Below are 18165 nucleotides of genomic sequence, written 5' to 3' on the forward strand. Positions count from 1 at the left end.
CGATTAATCAAATGGAAAAATTCCTGACACAGCCTGCCGCTTTTCTCTGGTTACTTATCGTACTATTGCTGTCTATTCTTTTTTATGTTCTATGGAAGTATAGATCAGACATATCAGCCCTGCAGAAAGAGTTACAGGAAAGAAAAGAAGCACTGCAATATTCTATGCTTCAATTGGAATCTTCTCAAACGGAATTGAAAAACAGTCTGGCATTCCGTGAAAGAGCCATCAGCATAGTGGTGCATGATTTAAAATCTCCGCTCTCATTTTTGTACCGGATCATCAACCATCTCCATCTCTCGCATGCTAAAATGTCTCAGCCGGAACTGGATAAACTTACTGCAGAAATGAGTCATACTACTTACCAGATTGTTGGTTTTGTAAACGATTTGCTGGATTGGCTAAACAGCAACCATACTAATTTTTCATTACAGACCGACATGAAACCATTCAACGATTTTCTGCTTAATAAATGTGCTGTTTATGCAGAAATAGCAAAGAAAAAAGGTTTGCAGTTTGAGCTGAAAGCAAAGCCAGACTTCATTCTAAGGGCCGATTTTAATCTTTTACAGATAGTGATCAGAAACCTGCTCGATAACGCCATCAAAAACACCGAAGAGGGGGCTGTCAGCATTCATGGTTATGCGGATGATTTAAATCAATATATGACTATTGCTGATACCGGAACAGGTATCAGTAACGATAAAGCGATGGAGCTTGAATATGGCGTAATCACGAAAAAAACAAATGAAAGCAGCCAGATCGGCTTCAGAATCGTGTACGATATGGTAGTAAAAATGAACGGGAAAATAAAAATTCAAAAAAATGCATCTGGAGGAACGTCCATAACGGTGATTCTTCCAAAATAAAAGGTCTATTCCACAATAGCGATACTACTCCGGAGAACCGGTTAAATGATACCATTGGTTTTAGCGAGTGACAAAAGTTCGATGAAATTATTACGCTTTACCCCTAATTTTTCGCAGGCTTTTCCCTTATAGGTAGAAACAGTAGAAATATTAATTCCCTGCTCTTCTGCAATCTCTGCAATTGACTTACCCCTTAACAACTCTCTGATTACCTGAAATTCACGGTCACTGAGTGCTTCAAAAGGGTTATCTGTTCGCTGACTTACAAAACTATATAAAAGAGAATCTTTCAAGTCATTACTCATATACATACCCTTTTGTAAAACAATACGAACAGCATTCAGTATCTCGTCATTATCGGCTGACTTATTGATATACCCTTTAATACCCATTTTAAAGAAGCGGCCGGCAAAACTCTTCTCTTCGTTCATGGTTAAGACCACCACCGGCGACTCGGGCTGGTTCGATTTAATAAACTGCAATAACCGAACAGGATCCGATTCCGGCATGTTTAAATCCATGATAATCAGGTCAAATTTCTTTTCTGCGATAAGCCTGCAGGCTTGTTTTTCATTGGCAGCCTCAAAAAAAGTTATGCCCGGATATTCTTTGGAGAGCAAAATATTTATGCCTGCACGGATCATCGAATGATCATCTATTATCAAAAAATTCATGGTCAAAAGCATTATTTCCTTGAAACCCAGTTAGTTCCGAACAAAAATAACGGTTCTGCCCATAAGTTTTAGGGAAACAATAAATTTTACTGCGGCTGCAACAAAAAGCAACAGGCTATAGAAGAGGGTGGCTGCATTAAAACTTCATCAGCCTTCGGTAAAACAGAGGGTTAGGTTAGCTGATCATCATCATCATGAATAATGAGCAAAGGACAACAAGAAGTATAATCATATATAATTATAATTTAACATATCTAATTCTTTATCTGACCCGGATCAGATAAATCGTAAACCGCAGGGATCGAAACCTGAATGCAGATTTTTTTATACCCGTTTTCGTCAGCCATTTCCGGAATACTAACCAGACCGCCGCAATGCAGAATACCCAATTTGGCTATTTCTAACCCCAGACCTAAGCCCTGTTGCTCATATTGTTGCCTGTTAAATTGCGTAAATGCGGTGTACTTCCGCAGATCAGCAGAGGAAGCTTTATCTGAATAATTCTGTACTGTAATCAACAGGTTACCTGCATGACTTACCACTACAGAGAAACCAGGTATGGTATGTTTAGCAGAAAATTTGAACGCATTATCAAACAGTTCAGAGATAGACGCAAAAAAAACTTCCTTTTTTCCGGGGATACTGATATAATTACTGTTAGACGAAAACATAAATAATTCACCGGATACGGTATACTTTTCTGCCGCTATTTCTATCAGCTTAATCAGTTCTTCAACAGCAATTTTTTCAGCAACGCCGCCAGTCTGCATGCCATCCTTGTAATGATACCACCTGTATAATCGCTCAGAATGATTCATTAATTGCCTGGCGCTGTTTAATATGTATTCACTGAATTCTTTTTGTTCGGCCGCAGAGATCGACCCTGCCGAATCATGTATCAGATTCGCAAATCCGAAAATGGCATTCATGGGTGTTCGGAACTCATGGCCCGATATCTTACTGATGGTGGCCTGCAAGAGGTCATTCTTCATAAGGCTGTTTTTAGGGACCCCAATCGTGAAATCCGGATTAAAAATACTTCAGTAAAAAAACATAGTCCCTAACCAGTTATCGCAAATCTAAATAGCCTTTTAGCTATCCCCCCTAGCAAAATGCCGACAAGCATCGTCAACATCCGGTCATTTCCGCTCAAATAATTGTAATTTACTGTGATTGCTAACCTGTACCCAACAGTATGACTTATCAGTTTTGTATTGATACCTGTACAGTCTGCCAACTCCTCTGGATAAGCAGTATACATGAGATAGGAAGGCCGGGCAATCACCAATTACCGAATCTGGTCTGAGATAATTGGAACGCCTACTTATAAAGGAGTAGCATCCGCGCATCACCAGGCCGTTGCATGAGCTGACGAACAACAATTAGATCGGTGGTGATCGCAGAGTATGACATCCGGTTTACGGCCTCCGGAGCCTATCGCTATTTCCTTGACCATACCTCCGTTGACTATGCCCTCTACCTGGGCGGGATAACCTGGTGCTCGCCCGGAGATGAAAAAAGAACAGAAAGATTTGCGGCCTGACACTCTACAAGATCCAACAGCGTCTCCGGTTAAAATCATTAAAAAACCCCTGCCAAATATTAGTACAGGGGTTTACATATAAATATCTCTTGCAGAGAGGAAGGGCACTGAACCAACCCTCTAAATATATGATTTTCAATCAATTGAAGCTTGCAAATTCCAGTGTCACCGAACGTGTAACCTTGAAAACTGTCTTGGTTATAATAAAGGTAGCATGAGATTTCATTTCATTTGTAAAAAATGTAAGGAATTAAAATAGAAATTACTCCACTTTTCTACTTGTGAAAGTCGTGAGGGCTGTATTCTCACTTTCTGGAAAAACCACCGTAAGGAACATCGATGTTGATCCAGAGAGTGTTTCCTCCTCCCATAACAAGCTGCGGGTTACCCAACTGGCTACCATCAAAATAAGAGGGTTGAATATTACCATAACTACCATATAGAGTACCACTTACGGAGCTGACAGAATAATAGCCGATCTCTTGGTAGAAACCAGATATATAATAATAAAAGTGATACTTAATACCAGTATATAAGGTAGCGTTGAAGGATCTGACCTGTCCACTCACTTTGGCAACCTGACCGGGTGAACAATAGAACGTCCTATCAGAACTAACACTCAGGGAATAATTTCCCTGAGCAACAAGGTCAAAACAAAATGGTAATAAATACAATAACAGCAGTACTTTTTTCATAAGATAGATTTAGCATCAATGCAATTCAATAATCAGTATTCAATTGATAGATAAAACCCAGCCCCAATACAAATTCTTGTTTACCCAATATGGGTTTCCACATCCATCTTTGTTGACCAAAAACGCTGAGGATAAAAGCAGAGGAAAGATGCCAGGTACCCATTACCTCCCCCATACATCCAAAACCAGTCCTGGCTTGTTGCTGCTGATTGTTCTGTACCCAGCGTTCTTGTTCTCTTTGAATTAGGGCTCCCAGCAAGAATCGGTAACTCAAAAAAGGAGGTTCCATTGACGACTGAGTAGATGAATAATCGAATCCAAGACAGGCCCCATAAGAGACATAACGCAGGCTATTGCGTTTGGAAGCTTCACCAAAGAACTTGACTGTAAACTGGACTGGATAATTAGAAGGATGGAAATATTGAATAGCCATATATTCGGCAGGCAAAAGGGACTTGCCGCCAAAAAACCCAACCGCCTGGGACCTAGCAGTAAAACATCCAGATAGCAGAAAAAGAAAGTAGATTGATTTCATACCACAAATGTGGAATGATCAGCACTGCCTATTTCGTAGTCGGATTCGTAGTCTGATAGGAATTTTTCAAAATAATTTGTTAAGAACCTATCAGGTTCTTGTTTTATCATCGATCCGGGTCATATAAGTTTCTAATGCATCACGCAACTGATCCAGAAAGGCTATCGAATCTTTACGGCGTAATATTTCCTGAAAACGAAGTGAGGTATTCCCCAGTTGTACACCTAATGCTTCCTCGAAAAAATGAGTAATATCTTTTATGGTAGTCTTTCCGTTATTAAATACCCTGTTGGCATAGAGACCATAGATCAGTTCGATCAGATCGGTTTTACTGGCCGTCCAGCTTAAAGCGGGTAATGCATTTGAAGAATAAGCTAATAGATTACAGTCAGCCTGAGAATGTAATAAATCTTCAATAGCAATTACACGGATAAGAATCTCCCGCAGGATAGGAAAATGATTGTCATCCGCTGTTAAAGCAGCAGTTTTTTTCATAGGACGCATTAATATAAAATGCCACCAAGATCAATAAAACACATGTATTACATCCACTGCATCGGGAGGTATTTTATAATATTAAAACGTTAACTATTTTAATTTTTGTTGTCCGTTTAGTTATTTTAATACTCTATTTAGCAGCAATTCATAAGGGAGTCAGATTTTTAAAATAGAAAATTACGTCAGCGATACGTATCTCATATAACAGTTTTAAGCTCTTTGACAGTATAAATAATAGGAAGCCTATGTTCGTTAAAAAAGAATGTCGGTGTATATGATATTTCATTAGCATCACACCATTCGTTCATGGCATCAAAACTCAAGTCTTCATCTTCAGTAGTATCTTTTATCGGATACTTATTGATGAATTGCGTATAATTACGATTTGTATGGACATACCAATCATCAAGAATATGCCTCATTTTTTCGCTACCATATGTTTTATAAAGCGACATCAGATGCTTAATAACAACCTTTTTTTCCACATTCGTATCATCTTTAGAGCTAGTGAATAATATCTGTACTTTTAGATTATTACTTGAATCTAAAAGTTCATCAATTAACGAATGACTTTCAGCGCAAGGTTTACAAAAGGGGTTGCAGACCTTGACAATTACATTGTTAGCATCGCGGTTACCCAAGACAACACCTAGCCCAATTGGCGAATTACTAAACCGCGGTTCTTTTTGAAGTAAAGCATTCACAACATCTCCATTATTCTTGAATTTAACCAATTCGGCTTTAGCCATAGAGGCCATTTGAGCTAATTTATAAACTGGCTTGACTGCAATCCAGAAAAATAATGGCAGCGAATAACTAATTAGAAATCTGAATAGGCCTTCGTCAGGAAATAAAGTTGTCCTACCTTGCAACCAGTAGCCTCTAAGCCCACTAATAAATTCAATTAATAAAATTACCTGAATTGCAAGACAAAGAGGGCACCACTGTTTAACGATTTTCCATTGGTAGTAGATAGAGAATACAGTATAAGGGAAAGCAAATATATTTAACCAACTCAGAATATAAAAAACTGAAGGCTGATCACCTATCAAAGAAAAAAGAAGTCCTCCGCCAAAATAAACAAATCCTATCTCACTCCAGCTGATTACCTTAAATAGATTCGCTTGTTGAGATCCCAATACGGCGGAACAATTCGTTTTTCCACCCGAAGTACAAATAGATTTTAGTGTAGCATTATCTTTATCAATTTCAAACCACAACAATAACCCGGAAATAATTGTACCAACTAATTTACAAATAATCATGATAGAAGGGAAAAGTACTAAATGAGCATTTATATAAATTGATGAAAAGGAAAGGAAAGCTGTGAAAATTACTATAAATGGAATAGCTGCTTGACTAATTAATTCTTTTCGCCTATTCTGTTTATAATTGGGTTCGCCAGCTAAAGGGCCTTTCTCTGCAAGCAATACCACATTATCCCACATCCGGAGAAATTCCGACTTTTCTCTCAATATAGTACTTCCCTTATCATCTATAAGAGTGACAGCCTCATTTATTGAAGTTATAAGCATAAAATTACCCTTCCCTACTTTTGAATGTGCAATGAAAGGTGTTGGCAAATCCATTAGTTTCTCGGGATCGACTCGCAAAGAAATATTCGAAATATTTAGATTGTTGAGGCAGTCACTAATACTAAGTAGGCTTGGGAAAGCAGGATGAGTTTCCAAAAACTCAATTATCGAAGTATTAGTAACGCGGACCTTTAGGCGTTCCACAAGATTAATCGTAGTTATAGTTGTATTATTAGAACTTTTCTTCTCTAATAGGTTTTTCAATCTCATAAAAGCAATTAGATATTAACTCTTTTAATAAAAATAATTTATTCATAAAAGATGTTATTGAGCATCTATCTTATAGATTAAGACACTATAACATGCATAATAATAAAACCAATAGTATTTGTTTCACTCACTGTAAGTTCTGCAGGAAAGAGTAGAAGATAATCACCTGAAATAAATTCTATAGTGTTATTTTTAAATATTTTTTTGCAAAATCCACCTACATTAATAATTTAATTAATTCAATAAATAATGGAATCAATGAATAAATAATTATCTATCTCTAAGCTTATTGATTACTCAATAGCTTTTCCAAAACAGCATATAGTTTATGATGGTCTTCAGAATCAGAAGACTGCACATTTTGATAAAGGATTAAACGATTCTCATCCACGAGGAAATATTGAGGTATATAAGTTAGATCAAAATAATCTTGTAGGTTTTGGGATTTGCTTATATATGGCGGAGTGTCAATTGTCTGAATCCAGGGCATTTTGTACTTTTGCAAGAGTGTTTGCCATAGACTTACAGAACTGTCAATCGATACAGATACAATCTGTAGTCCCTTCGAACCGTAGAGGCTATCTATTCTTTTTAAAATGGGAATACTACGAATACATGGTCCACAATAGGAGGCCCAAAAACACAACAAGGTATATTTTTTTTCTGCTAATGACGGAAATCTAAACGGTTGATTATCACTGGAAATATATGAAAATTCAATAGATTTTTGTCCGATAGAATAGCCATCTCGTTTTTTAATATTTTTATAAATATGTTTACCTAATCTTGTATTCTTCAGCTCATCACTAAATTTATTGTATATTCTCATCAATGAATCAGCAGACATTACTATACCCTGTATACTTCGAATGATATCTCTGTCGTAAACATACATTGAAAAATAGATGTTGGGATGTAAGGTTATATAATTAACCCTTGCAAGCATCAAACGTCTAGCGACGAGTGATTTAATTGCCAACAAACTATCTCTTTCCTTTCCGCGCCCTTGTGTTGCTGCAGAATACGAATACAGAAGTGCGTTCCTTTCGTTATTTATAGCAGCTTCGTATTCCAGTGTTTCACTCCTGAAAGGAATGTTTTTAAACTGAATATCTGGAAGTGTATTTGATTTGAGAGTTAATATTCTGATGAATGCAGGCGTATCGGAAATGAAAAAGTCCCAATATTTAATACATTTTTCACCTTGCATTACCATAAGGGTGACAAATTCATACTTATTTTTCAGCATTCCTGAAAAATTAAATTTTCCGTGTAAGGGGGTTCTAACCATACTAATCGTTACTGAATCCCGGGCACTTGCATATGCTGAATCCATAGCGTGGGTGTATAGCCGAATAGAAATTCCATTATTACCATCGGCTATAATTCCATCAATTTTGAAAGTAAATTGCCCATATAAAAACGGACAAAATAAACTGAACACAATAAAACCCAGTATGCGAGAGTATCTTTTCATATTACCCCATTGAAACAAAGTACGAACTAAAAAAACGTATTAAAATAACTTATTTGTAAAAAAATATTTCCCAATTAAAATATAATTACAATTTAAAACTAAATTCAGAATAAAAATACACTAAGAACTGAGCTGGAGTATCTCCATGCTCAGTTCTTAGAACCTATCAGCCCCCACTCGCTGTATCGCAAACAGAGTCTCCCATATAGTGCCCGCAACAGCACTCCTCTTGTGAATTTGGATCCTCGGGTCCTCCTGCTGTCCAATTAGTTGAACAAGTGTACTTTGTTGTTCCTTCCGTGTAACAAACAGTACCATCGGCTGCACAAAAGCTTGGATCACCAATAACTCCACCGGTAATTTTTGCCAATTGCACTTTGTCCAGAATCTCCGACCCTGACAAATTCATTTTCGACAAATCGAATTTTTTCATTTTGGTAAATTTAAATTAGTATTAGGTTTGGGTTAAGGTACCAAACGCTTCACCTTTATTGCGCAATAAAAACATCAAATACTAGATAAATAAATAGCCATTTTTCTTTCCTTATAAAAACATCTATAAAAAGCTGTCCGAATGTCTCAAATCGAATTTAAAATTCAAATCCGTAACCATACAGGGGCAAAAGCCCCTATATTAAAATCTATTGAATAAAAAATATTATATAAACTAAACCCATGAAATATTTTTGAGACCGAATACCTTCAAACTATTCTCATTCATGTATTAATACCATTTCCTATCTTTATTTCGCCGCACAAAATATTTTCAAATTCAAATGATGTTTTTCTATTGTCAAACAATAACTAATTTAAGTTGTACGAAAATGTTATCTTAAAGCAGATACTATCCATCTCAGAAATTTATTGTAAACAGATCTCGTTCCAAAACAGATCTATATAATTCTAAATGCCACGAAGTTGGTCATTATATATTTTAATTTAATACGAGTTCTTTTAATTTGAATTTGAAATTTAGGATTATAGAGTAAACAATATTTATATGTCAATATTAAATCCACTACTAGAAAAGAAAGAAGAGAATTGTATTAATGCAACAAATTGCCTTTTAAAAGCCTTAAAAGTCAAGGTTACAAAAGGAACGATAGAGAAACGGATAAAAGATCACCCCGATTATCCTAGTCTCTTGAGTATTTGTGACATGCTAGATGGATTGAAAATAAGCAACTCGGCCGTGCAGATAGAAAAAAAAAACCTATTTGAAACTCGAGTGCCATTCTTAGCACATGTTAAAAAAAACAATAACAACTTCTTTGTTGCTATTAAAGAAATTTCAGAATCCCATATCAGTGTCTCTGATTTCAATAGAGATTCCTGGCGAAAAATAACACATTCACAGTTCTACGACATTTTTACAGGAATAGTAGTAATCCCACAAATCAATAAACTATCGGGTGACCCAGAATATAATAAAAAACTGAAAATTGAACGAAGGAAAAAGATATTAAAAATTGCACCTGTAGCACTAGTACTACTATTAATATTTGTAACCAGTTACAGGTATGATAACATACTTAGCTCCACGTGGTTATTAGCAGTTGTTTTACTCATAATAAAGTTGATTGGCATATATATATCAGGTCTTCTTTTATGGATTGATACTGACGGATATAACCCTGCCGTTCAGGATGTTTGTCGAGCTACGACCAAAGTCAATTGTAATGCAATTTTAGGATCTCCAGCAGCCAAATTGACCTACTGGTTAAGTTGGAGTGAAGTTGGCTTTTTTTATTTTGCAACTGGATTTATCTTCTTATTATTTGGTATTCTAAATATTCAATATCAATCTCTATTATCTTATATTAGTATTACAGCCTTGCCCTTTGTGTTTTATTCGATTTACTACCAGTGGAAGATTGCAAGACAATGGTGTACCCTCTGTTTATTTGTGCAGGCTCTTTTAGTAACCGAGATTATTATAGCCATATCATCAAATTTGTACAAAATTAATTTTGGTTTAAGTTGGATATCCATCTATCATCTATTGATCTCAGGAAGTATTCCCGTGATTTCATGGTACTATATAAAACCTGTGATACAAAATTCGATTGTTGGCGAAAAAAGTAAAGAAACATTAGCTAAATTAAAGTTTAACAATAAAATTTTCAAAGCGGTTGTATCAACACAACGCAAGCTGAATATAATTCCTGACAATATTGGAATATTGCTAGGGAATGAAAATGCAAAATACAAAATTATAAAAGTATGTAACCCACTCTGCGGCCCCAGCGCTAAATCGCAAACTTTTCTCGATAATCTTGTACACAATAATTCTAATATTAATGTGCGAATTATTTACACCTCAGAAAACGATCCAATTGCTTGGGGATATGAAGCAGTCAATCATTTTATGGCACTTGCCCAAACTAATACAAAAGAGAAAATGCATAGAATCTTAAGCGAATGGTATTCATTAGCTGTGAAAGATATTTCCGCATTTATGCTATCATATCCTTCAAATGTAAAAGAGCTTCAGGGAGATAAATTGAACGCCATGTCTGCATGGTGTCGAAGCGAAGGCCTAAACTTTACACCTGCAATCTTTATAAATGGCTTTCAGCTTCCGTCCGAATACAATATAAAAGATCTTGAGTATCTTTTAAAAGAATAATCTAGGAAATTGCTTATGGTATATTTTTAACACAATCTATAGTATCTAATTCATGAAGCCAGTTCTGAATATAAATATTATTACTTCAAATCTAGATGTAGCATTAATCTTCTTGAATAGTCTTACTCTTATGTTTTCAAATGTACAATACGAGAAATTCAACTTGTATGCGATTTCCTTAAAACTAGTCGAATAGCACAAGAGCATTCTGAACTGCAATTCACGGTACGTTAATAAACTAACCAGCGGATTAAATGGTTTTCCAATGATATATTTTGGATTCGCTTTTAAACTGTTTTAAGTTCAAGATAACGTTCCCCTTAGTTAATTTATCAATTGCGTCTAACAACGCCTCGCGAGTTGTACATTAAATTTTAAATCCCTTCACACTATAATTGAACATAGCTTTAATAGTCTCCTCATAAAATATATTGAAGTCATTAGTATTTTGATATGCCGGTGTTTACGCGATATATAATTAGCGACCTCCTATCCATTCATTCTAAGAGGCTTAGTTATAACTAGCCAGAGAATATCTGGATTCTAACCAATATCAAACGAATCAATAGCTATTCTATCCTGGCTAAATTTGGCTTTGACTATCTATAGTATTTTATTTAGAATAATTTCTTTAATGCATGCGCGAAAAATTCCATGGTCATCACAAATCATAACACTTATCATGAAATAATATATTGGGTAAACCAGGAAAATAAAATTTAAATCTCAATCCAGGGGTAAAACACCCTATTCCTGAAATAAAAAAACCTGATCTTTAAGTATTAGAAACTATGAGGTGAAAATGTACCCATTAAGTTTTCTAGTTTGTTAAATTATTTTGTAGGTAACTAATTTCAAAAAAATAAAAAACAAGTTAATGAAACAGTTAAACAGAGAAGAATTAAAATTAATCTTAGGTGGTGTTGAAGGTGATCCGATTTCATGTGAAGATGAATGCGTAGAAGACAAAGACTGTGGTTCAAAGGAAGTTTGCAAACAATTACCTTGCGGCGGAGTAAATCACGGTTTCTGCAAGGCAAAGTAACAAACGAGAAAAGATCATTTTCCAACAAATTGCCAGAAAGTTATACCTTGTAGCCAGAAATAGTAAAACTCAAAATGAAGTGGAACATATTATTAAGTTTGGTTTTGCTACATATGGCCATAACTCACGGAATATGTCAAACGGAAATCAAAATTCAGCTTCAACGGTATACTGGTAATGCCGGTTTTCCCACGAATAATATTCCCGCTATAATTGTCAATAATGAGGTGCCATTCAAAGCACCTCATTATATTTTCTTGAAGCATAGAGTGGTATCTTTCAACCTTCATAAAGTTCACCCAACGAAAACAATCATTAAAAAATCCTTCCAGTCTCATCCAAAAAGAGATAATACAGATGAAAGGCTTCTAGTTTGGGTAGGCATAGATTCTGGAAACCACTTCATTCTTATCCCAGATCAGAATTTTAACGGTCGCTTTGACGATGATAGCGCAATAAATTATGTTAATACATTATTATATAGTGATCAGGAATTACTTTTACTTAAAAATAATATACCGACTATAAAGCTTAATACTAAAATTAATAATTCCGGTGCCTACAAAAGGCTTGAATTACAACTCATCCCGTGGAATTATTTTCAGTTTTATAGAAAATATCCACCAAAATATTCCAAAGATTCTCTATCTATATTTGCTAATGTATTTCAGCATTATTCTGGTGATGCAGTTATAAACCAGAAGAACTTAAAATTTTCGGTTCATTATCCAAGCCCTCATTGGGTGCTGGGACCATCGAAAGAATTAGAAATAATGATCCAGGAAAAGACCACGAAAAATCAGGAATTATCCACTAATCAAACAAAGTACAAGGTCGGCGATTATTTTATGGCAGGAAATAAAATGTTTAAAATAAAAGGTATCGACTTATATGGGCAGTCCATCACACTTTTGTCCGCATATAAAAGACTTGGGAAGCCTCTGGGAGATGTAACACCTGGATCAACAGCATATCACTTTTCAATAAGGAAACTCGATGATAGTATATTCATCTTAAATAAACAGAAAGGTAAGAAAGTATTGCTATATTTTTGGGGTACATGGTGCACAGTTTGCAGGGAAATATCAAAAGATGTTGACTCTTTGGTAAAACATCACAATTTAGCCAGATTAAGCATTCTTGCAATTGCTTACGACGACAACCCGGAAAAGGTCCAAAAATATCTAAATGACAATCAACTTCAATGGCCAGTGGCCTTTGTTGACTGGGATGATGCAAATACGTTAATCGAAAAGTACAAAATATCTTCTTTCCCGACATTTATTTTGATTGATGAACAAGGAATAATTCTTGCCAACGAATCAGGAAACGATCTATTTTCAAAAATCTTGAAAAAGATTGAGGCAAATTGATACCAAATTTAATTTAGCTATTTAAAGGAGATCAGATTAGTAAGAAATATATCTATTTATAATTATATAAAATAAACTTGTTTATCCAACTTACTAAACCAAAGAATATTCTATACGAGCATGTCAAAAGTCCTCTTTATATATAGACGCAAAAGGCATGAACAGATTTCTAAAATTTCAAACTCTAACTAATCGTTTTGATTAAATATTTATGATGAATAAAAAATAGAATTTATTACTATCTTTTGAATATTTTAGTGAATCAAATTTCTATTCTATAACTAATAATATTGTTTACGTCCAAGTAGAATATCAACTGTCTGCAAGTGAAATGCATGGGCTGCTTAATTATTATTTCATTTTATTCTGGACAAATGATTTTCTTACTCTGAACTCCGTAACGGGGTCATTAACATTGATCAGACCAGTTTTAATTCCATAAATGACTATAGAAATCCTGTTTTTAAGTAAAAGCTTTTTTAAAAGATTGTCCCTGTAGTTTTCAATTGTTTTTGGTTTTACACCCATTAATTCAGCAATTTCCTTGTATGTGTAGTCGGTAGCAGAAAGTTTTACAAATTGCACTTCTTTAGATGTTAAAGTTACATTCCCATAATAAAAACCTTCTTTGCAGGAATGTGGTTTGCTTTTTTTGAAAAAATCACGTTTTACAAGATCTCCAGCATAATATCCGTTCTTATGAACCATAAAAATGGCATTAACAAGAATATCTGGTTTTGAACCTTTATTAATGTAAGCACAGGCTCCCCTGCTGATCATGTCAATCACGGTGTCGGGTTCGGAATAAAAAGTGTAGATAATGATTTTAATTTGCGGCCACCTAATTCTAAGCACTTCAATAGCTTCCTGTCCGTTCATTTCAGGCATATTAATGTCAAGCAAAATAATATCAGGTAACCTATCAGAACACTCTAAAGCAGTAACCAATTCTTTACCATTGCAAGCCTCAAGAAGTACCTTTAACGATCCTTGCGTTTCAAGAAGAAATTTTAAGCCCGACCGCATAGCAATGTGATCATCAACCAAGCCGATGTACGTCATCTCCAAAATTTTGTAAAATATTAATATTAAGAGTCCAGGTGGGGGGAGAGTAAGTATACAGCGAGTGAAAATACAATTTAAATAAATAAAAAATAGGGGTAAAACACCCTATTTTTTTGAAAATAAAATAGTGTATTTATCGAGTCTGAACAATGAACCAACTATTTATTTGATTAAAATACAATAATATTGACACTCGAAACTATCCCCCCGTGCTTTCGAAGGCCAATACCTTCAACGTCTAAAGAAGGAATAAATATCACTATACTTTAACCAGAATTTAAATTAACTGAATTCGCCAACGAATTGCAATAGCTACTAGTCTATGAAAGACTTCTTTTACAAGCAGTTGAATGCAATGGACTGCGGTCCAACATGTCTTAGAATTATTTCCAAGTATTATGGAAAATATTATACAGGTGAGCGCATCAGGAAATTGGCAGGTTTCGACAAAGAAGGTGTCAGCTTACTAGGCTTATCTGAAGCAGCTGAAATACTAGGTTTTCGAACAAGGGGAGTTCAGCTAAATTATACCACACTCACAACAGAGGCAGCATTACCAGCTGTGCTTCATTGGGATCAGAATCATTTTGTGGTTTTGCTTCCGTTGACAAATGTATTAAGGCGATCAGGGAAAATCAAAATCGCCGACCCTGCAAAGGGTATTGTAACCTTGCGAAAGGACGAATTTTGTGCCCATTGGTTAACACGAATCCGCAAAGAAGAAGAAAACAGCATGGGCACAGCACTTCTACTCGAACCCACAAACAAATTCTACGAAACACCTGAAGATAAAAAGGAGTCAGCCACGTATAGTATGCTCCTACCATATTTAAAAAAATCCAAATGGCGTTTTACACAAATCTTCATAACACTTGCACTAACATCTCTTTTTCAACTATTGTTTCCATTCCTTACACAGAGCATTGTAGATGTAGGGATCAACACTCAAAACCTTCAATACATTACAATAGTTCTTATCGCGCAGTTGATGCTGGTTTTCAGCAGAACATTTATTGATTTTATAAGGAGCCGAATATTACTAAATATTTCAATAAGCTTAAATTTTTCATTACTTTCAGATTTTTGGATCAAACTTACAAGATTACCCTTAAATCATTTTGACAGATATCATACCGGAGATACAATTCAGAGACTTGGCGATACTAAAAAAATTGAATCTTTTTTAACAGGCACAGCTTTAAATACCTTCTTTTCAATTTTCAATTTCTTAATATTTGCTATCGTACTAATCATGTACAATGCGCAACTTTTTTTTGTTTTTACCGCTGCCAGTATATTATATGTGATCTGGGTAAATTTATTTTTAAGGATACGCAGAAAAATCAATTATCAAACTTTTCATCTTTCTTCAAATGAAAATTCGGCATCTCTGCAGCTAATTCAAGGAATGCAAGAACTAAAATTGAATGGAGCAGAACAACTAAAACGATGGGAATGGGAAAATATTCAGTCCTCAATATTTAAGCTTAATTATAAAAATCTATCCTATAGTCAATTACAACAAGCCGGGGCCTTATTAATTAACGAAGGGAAAAACCAATTTATTACATTCCTTGTCGCTGGCATGGTTATTAATGGCCAGCTAACTTTCGGCGCAATGTTGGCCATACAATATATCATCGGACAATTAAACAGCCCCATCGAACAGTTTGTGGGATTTATACAAAATGCACAAGATGCAAAAATCAGCCTTGAACGTTTAACAGAAATTCATAATTTACCAGATGAAGAAGGAACTGAAAATACTGATTTAAATAATACAAAAAATATTCCATTAGAACGCTCAATGTTTATATCTGGACTAAGTTATAAATATCCTGGCGCGGGTAATTCACCTGTACTGGACAAAATAAATATTGAAATTCCAGAAGGGAAAACGACTGCCATCATAGGAGCAAGCGGCAGTGGTAAAACAACACTTATAAAACTTCTTTTAAAATTCTATGAGGATTATGAAGGTGAAATTATCATTGGAGAGAAACAAGACAGTAATTCCGAGGATATTTTAGGCGTTCGCTTGAAAAATATCAGTCCATCTTTTTGGCGTAGGCACTGTGGTTCAGTATTACAAACTGGATACATCTTTAATGATACCATTGCCAAAAATATTGCAATTGGATATGAAGAACCTGACACTCAAAAGCTATTAAATGCCTGTCACATAGCTAATATACAGGAGTATATTGACAGTTTACCAAACGGATTACAAACTAGGTTGGGTACCGATGGAGTTGGTATAAGTCAAGGTCAAAAGCAACGTATCCTAATAGCAAGGGCTGTATACAAAAATCCAGACTATTTCTTTTTAGATGAAGCTACAAATTCCCTAGATGCCAACAATGAAAAAGTTATTGTCGAAAATCTTAAGCAATTTATAAATGGTAAAACAGTGGTGGTAGTAGCACACAGATTAAGTACAGTAAAACATGCGGATAATATAATAGTACTGCACAACGGAAAAATAGCGGAGCAGGGTACACATGAATTTTTGACAAATTTGAGAGGTAAATATTATGAACTCGTTAAAAACCAGCTAGAATTAGGGAATTAATATGGCAGAAATCAATACTACTAATATTGAGTTTAATATCAATGAAAGCAAATTAAGAAGCGAAGCTATGTCCGAAATGGTTTCAAACTACCCGGACGCACTTACTCGATGGACACTTCCAATAACATTTTTAGTTCTTGTAGCATTGATCGGCTCAACATATTTTATTCATTATCCAGAATTAGTAAAAACACGGGCACGACTTACAGCAATAAATTCCCCTAAATCGATTAGTGTTTTGCAAGAAGGAAGACTATCTAAGCTATCAGTTAAAAATGAAGAAGAAGTTGAAAAAGGACAGGTTATTGGTTATATCGAAAATACTGCTAATCACGAAGAGATATTGAAATTGTCTCTTCAAATAGAAAAAATACTCGAACTATCCGATAAAAATAAGATAGTGGAAATTCCAAGTGATATATTCAAATTATCATCAAACCTAGGGGAATTACAGCCCCATTTTCAAAACTTTATACTCGCATTCCAAACATATGTTGATTATATGTCAAATGGATATTATGCCAGAAAAAAAGAAATAATAAAAGAGGATATTACTTATTTAAACAAGAATTATAAATTTCTTTTACAACAGCAGGAAATTATGCGCAAAGATTTAAATCTAGCTTTAGAAAGTTATAACTCCAATGACTCTCTCTTTAATGATAGGATTATTTCGACACAAGATTTTCGAAATGAAAAAAGTAAACTTCTTGGAAAGAGAATTAGTGAGCCTCTGATGGAAATTAGTTTATTGTCTAACCAAATGCAGCAAAGGGAAAAGAATAAGGAAATTTTTGAACTTGATCATACATATTCACAACAAAGACTCATTTTCAGACAATCAATATTAACTTTTCAGAGCCAACTAATAAATTGGAAGCAAAAATATATTCTTCAGGCACCGATAACTGGAATCATCACGTTAACCCATCCCATTCAAGAACAGGAAATGCTATCTGCCGGAATGATTCTGGGGTATGTTATACCCAGGACAAGACAGTATATTGCCGAGATAAATCTTCCGCAAATAAATTTAGGTAAAGTAAAAAAAGGGCAAGAGGTACAATTACAATTTGAATCATATCCCTTTGCTGAATACGGACATGTAATTGCAAAAATTACCTATATTTCACAGATACCTACAGATAGTGGATATCTATCTTATCTCGAGTTGCCCAAAGGACTAGTTACCAATCATTCCAAATCAATCGAATATCGTTCAGGCTTAACCGCAGATGCTCTCGTAATAACTCGAGACATGCGACTAATACAAAGGTTTTATAACAATATTTTAGAAGGAATGAAAAAATAGAAATAAAAATAATATTTGAATCATTTACCCAAAAGGTTATACCGATAATTTTCTAAAATATTTCAATTACTAA

Annotated in this window: 16 protein-coding genes; 6 read left to right on the forward strand and 10 right to left on the reverse strand. The window is 34.8% G+C overall.

The features are described 5' to 3' along the window. The first annotated feature begins 11 nt into the window (after window positions 1–11). Entirely contained in the window at window positions 12–869 is an 858-nt protein-coding gene (locus tag AC1RNB_RS12270; protein ID WP_493083178.1) for a sensor histidine kinase, read from the forward strand. 41 nt (window positions 870–910) lie between these two features. Here AC1RNB_RS12270 and AC1RNB_RS12275 read toward each other — a convergent pair whose 3' ends face one another. From AC1RNB_RS12275 to AC1RNB_RS12310, 8 genes are all read right to left on the reverse strand, one after another. Then, window positions 911–1543, reverse strand: coding sequence for a response regulator transcription factor (locus AC1RNB_RS12275; protein ID WP_493083180.1), 633 nt, complete (start codon window positions 1541–1543; stop codon window positions 911–913). Between the two features lie 254 nt (window positions 1544–1797). Beyond that, window positions 1798–2535, reverse strand: coding sequence for a sensor histidine kinase (locus AC1RNB_RS12280; protein ID WP_493083181.1), 738 nt, complete (start codon window positions 2533–2535; stop codon window positions 1798–1800). 856 nt (window positions 2536–3391) lie between these two features. Beyond that, window positions 3392–3781, reverse strand: coding sequence for a hypothetical protein (locus AC1RNB_RS12285; protein WP_493083182.1), 390 nt, complete (start codon window positions 3779–3781; stop codon window positions 3392–3394). 25 nt (window positions 3782–3806) lie between these two features. Continuing rightward, the gene (locus AC1RNB_RS12290) at window positions 3807–4316 is read right to left on the reverse strand and encodes a hypothetical protein (RefSeq protein WP_493083183.1); all 510 of its coding nucleotides are present in this window, start codon (window positions 4314–4316) and stop codon (window positions 3807–3809) included. Window positions 4317–4406: 90 nt separating this feature from the next. Beyond that, entirely contained in the window at window positions 4407–4811 is a 405-nt protein-coding gene (locus tag AC1RNB_RS12295) for an RteC domain-containing protein (RefSeq protein WP_493083185.1), read from the reverse strand. Between the two features lie 200 nt (window positions 4812–5011). Beyond that, a complete protein-coding gene (locus tag AC1RNB_RS12300; protein ID WP_493083186.1) occupies window positions 5012–6619 on the reverse strand; it encodes a vitamin K epoxide reductase family protein in 1608 nt (535 codons plus the stop codon). A 286-nt stretch (window positions 6620–6905) separates the two neighbouring features. Next, window positions 6906–8096 (reverse strand): TlpA family protein disulfide reductase, encoded by a 1191-nt coding sequence (locus AC1RNB_RS12305; RefSeq protein WP_493083187.1) that lies wholly within the window; start codon window positions 8094–8096, stop codon window positions 6906–6908. A gap of 166 nt (window positions 8097–8262) precedes the next feature. Next, entirely contained in the window at window positions 8263–8529 is a 267-nt protein-coding gene (locus AC1RNB_RS12310) for a hypothetical protein (protein WP_493083188.1), read from the reverse strand. 567 nt (window positions 8530–9096) lie between these two features. Here AC1RNB_RS12310 and AC1RNB_RS12315 point away from each other — a divergent pair. Continuing rightward, window positions 9097–10725: a vitamin K epoxide reductase family protein gene (locus tag AC1RNB_RS12315; protein WP_493083190.1), complete on the forward strand. Its 1629-nt coding sequence runs from the start codon at window positions 9097–9099 to the stop codon at window positions 10723–10725. Between the two features lie 45 nt (window positions 10726–10770). Here the strand turns inward: AC1RNB_RS12315 and AC1RNB_RS12320 are convergent, their stop codons facing one another. Next, window positions 10771–10995, reverse strand: coding sequence for a LuxR C-terminal-related transcriptional regulator (locus AC1RNB_RS12320; protein ID WP_493083363.1), 225 nt, complete (start codon window positions 10993–10995; stop codon window positions 10771–10773). A gap of 607 nt (window positions 10996–11602) precedes the next feature. Here AC1RNB_RS12320 and AC1RNB_RS12325 point away from each other — a divergent pair. Next, entirely contained in the window at window positions 11603–11770 is a 168-nt protein-coding gene (locus tag AC1RNB_RS12325; RefSeq protein WP_493083191.1) for a hypothetical protein, read from the forward strand. A gap of 74 nt (window positions 11771–11844) precedes the next feature. Next, window positions 11845–13143: a TlpA family protein disulfide reductase gene (locus tag AC1RNB_RS12330; RefSeq protein ID WP_493083192.1), complete on the forward strand. Its 1299-nt coding sequence runs from the start codon at window positions 11845–11847 to the stop codon at window positions 13141–13143. A 351-nt stretch (window positions 13144–13494) separates the two neighbouring features. Here the strand turns inward: AC1RNB_RS12330 and AC1RNB_RS12335 are convergent, their stop codons facing one another. Continuing rightward, window positions 13495–14205, reverse strand: a complete 711-nt coding sequence (locus AC1RNB_RS12335) for a response regulator (protein WP_493083194.1) — start codon at window positions 14203–14205, stop codon at window positions 13495–13497. A 325-nt stretch (window positions 14206–14530) separates the two neighbouring features. Here AC1RNB_RS12335 and AC1RNB_RS12340 point away from each other — a divergent pair, with 325 nt between their 5' ends. After that, window positions 14531–16780: a peptidase domain-containing ABC transporter gene (locus tag AC1RNB_RS12340; RefSeq protein WP_493083196.1), complete on the forward strand. Its 2250-nt coding sequence runs from the start codon at window positions 14531–14533 to the stop codon at window positions 16778–16780. 1 nt (window position 16781) lies between these two features. Next, window positions 16782–18092 carry an HlyD family secretion protein gene (locus tag AC1RNB_RS12345; protein WP_493083197.1) on the forward strand — a complete coding sequence of 437 codons (1311 nt, stop codon included), beginning with the start codon at window positions 16782–16784 and terminating at the stop codon, window positions 18090–18092. Window positions 18093–18165 lie beyond the last annotated feature (73 nt).

The sequence above is a fragment of the Sediminibacterium sp. GW821-FHT12F12 genome (assembly GCF_058806635.1).